Raw genomic sequence first — 2,437 nt, 5'->3', positions numbered from 1 at the left:
GGACGAGCCCTTCGGCGCGCTCGATGCCTTGACCCGGCATCAGATGCAGGAATTGCTGACCCAGATCTGGGAGGAACACAGGTTGACCGTCCTGTTTGTCACCCATGATGTGGAGGAGGCCGTCTATCTGTCGGACCGCATCGTCGTCATGGGCATCGGCCCGGGACGTATCACGCAGACATTCAACGTGGATATCGAGCGCCCGCGCCGCGAAGAGGTGATGGAAAGCCCTGTATTCATGGATCTGCAACGCGGCGTGCACAAGGCCATCCGCGAGGGGTCAAGACGCCCGGAAATGGCCTAGGCGCCTGCGGTCGTTTGCAGGTCCAATCACGTCGCCTTGCCGACTGCCGCGTCCAGTTCCAGCTCGCCTTCGGAAATGTCGTCGAACGAGGCGTAGTTCATGTTGTAGAGGCGGGCGTAGAGGCCTTTTCTTGCCATCAGCTGTTCGTGGTTGCCGCTTTCGACGATCTCGCCGTTCTGCAGCACGATGATGCGGTCGGCGCCGCGGATAGTGGCCAGACGGTGGGCGATGACCAGCCCGGTGCGGCCTTCCAGCAGCGTGATCAGCGCCTTCTGGATCAGCATCTCGGTGTAGGAATCGATGCTGGCCGTGGCTTCGTCGAGCACCAGGATCTTTGCATCCGCCACCAGCGCGCGCGCGAAGCTGATCAGCTGGCGCTGGCCCAGCGAGAGATTGCCGCCGCGCTGCTCGAGTTCGGTATCGTAGCCATCTGGCAGGTTCTCGATGAAATCGTGCGCGCCGACGGCTTGTGCGGCTCGGACCACCTCCTCGCGGCTGGCTGATGTCTTGTGGTAGCGGATGTTTTCCAGCACCGAGCCGGAAAACAGGAACGGCTCCTGCAGCACCATCGCGACCTGATCGCCGAGCGAATCCTGGGTCAGGTCACGCACATCATGGCCGCCGACCAGAACCTCACCCGACCAGACATCGTAGAAGCGGTGCACCAGCGCCATCGAGCTCGACTTGCCCGATCCGGTCGGACCGACCAGGGCCACGGTCTCGCCCGGATTGACGCGGAAGGAGATGTTCTTCAGCACCGGCTGGTTCGGCCTATAACCGAAAGTGACGTTCCTGAACTCGACCGAGCCGTCCATGTCGCGCGACAGCGCCACCGCACCTTGCCTGTCGCTGACGTCGACCGGTACGTCGAGCACTTCGGAGATGCGCTGGCCCGAAGCCATGGCGCGCTGCATGACGCTGTACTGCATGGTCAGCGAGCGGATCGGGTCGAAGAAGCGCTGGATGTAGAACAGGAACGCCACCATGACGCCGATGTCGAGGCTGTGCGAGAGCACCATCGACCCGCCGACGACGATGACAGTTGCCATGGCGATGCCGGTCAGCGTGTCGACGATCGGCACCATTACCTGCGCGTATTTCGCCGACCTCAAATGGGCATTGAGGTTGGCCAGCACCTTTTCGTCGTAGAGGTCGAAATTGACGTGCTGGCGCTCGAGGCTCTGCACCGTGCGCACGCCATGGATGCCTTCGGCCAGTGCGCCGTTGGCGATCGAGTTGGTTTCGTGCGCGGCCATGAAGGCGACCTTGGCGCGCGGCAGCCAGAAAAGGCGCACGATGAACAGCACCGGCATGGTCGACAGCGTCAGCAGGCCCAGCCGGAAATCGAGCCACAAAAGCACGCTGACAATGCCGAACAACAGCACGATGTCGCCTACCGACATCACCGATGTTTCGAGGAATTCCTGCATCGAATTGACGTCGCCCTGCAGGCGCGACATCAGCCGCCCGACCTCGGTCTTGTCCATGAAGCTCAGCGAGACCCGTTGCAGATGGCTGAACATGGCGCGGCGCAGGTCCGACAGCACGTTTTCGGCCACCTTGCCGACGACGCTTTCCTGCACATAGCTGGCAGCATAGTTGATCAGGATGATCACGGCGAAAGCGCTGATCGCGGCGATCATCACCGATTGGTCGAGCTTGCCAGCCGTCATGCCGTGGTCGATGGCGTAGCGGATGACCAGCGGGATCGCCAGTTGCGTCAGCGTGAACACCAGCACCGCGGCGACTGAGATGAAAATCCGGTTCTGATAAGGCCTCACGAAGCTCCAGATACGCCGCACGATGCGCGGGTCATAAGCTTTGCCGAAGACCTCTTCGTCGTCGCGGTGCGAGCCCACGACCGCCTTTGTCGGTGGCCCGCTGGTGTCTTCCTTCTCGTCGTCGGCCGGTGTCTGCATCACGCGGCTCCCGCCACGGGCCGCTCATCGTCCGGCCGCAACTGCAGGTCATGGAGCGCGCGGTAGCGTCCACCGAGCGCCAGCAACTCCTCATGCGTGCCGCGCTCGACGATCCGGCCGCCCTCGACGAACAGGATCTGGTCGGCATGCATCAGCGAACTCAGCCGGTGCGAGATGATGAGTGTCACGCGATCCCTGGCGAAGCGTTTCATCT

The 2,437-nt window shown here is 62.5% G+C and carries 1 protein-coding gene and 2 pseudogenes; 1 reads left to right on the top strand and 2 read right to left on the bottom strand.

The features are described 5' to 3' along the window. A pseudogene (locus EN925_RS31935) lies at positions 1 to 304 on the top strand (ABC transporter ATP-binding protein); the annotation flags it as partial. Between the two features lie 26 nt (positions 305 to 330). On the opposite strand, the gene EN925_RS31930 reads toward EN925_RS31935, so the two are convergent. Further along, positions 331 to 2,223: an ABC transporter ATP-binding protein gene (locus EN925_RS31930; RefSeq protein ID WP_127368119.1), complete on the bottom strand. Its 1,893-nt coding sequence runs from the start codon at positions 2,221 to 2,223 to the stop codon at positions 331 to 333. Continuing rightward, a pseudogene (locus EN925_RS31925) lies at positions 2,223 to 2,437 on the bottom strand (ABC transporter ATP-binding protein); the annotation flags it as partial. The gene EN925_RS31930 and the pseudogene EN925_RS31925, both read right to left, overlap by 1 nt.

The sequence above is a fragment of the Mesorhizobium sp. M7A.F.Ca.US.006.04.2.1 genome (assembly GCF_004022915.1).
GTDB lineage: Bacteria > Pseudomonadota > Alphaproteobacteria > Rhizobiales > Rhizobiaceae > Mesorhizobium > Mesorhizobium ciceri.
The sequence above is the reverse complement of the archived record's forward strand: the minus strand, read 5'-3'. Positions and strand labels throughout refer to the sequence as shown.

Bases quoted from the DNA above. Each gene is read 5' to 3' on its own strand.
- EN925_RS31930 (WP_127368119.1), bottom strand. From the start codon at position 2,223: ATGCAGACACCGGCCGACGACGAGAAGGAAGACACCAGCGGGCCACCG.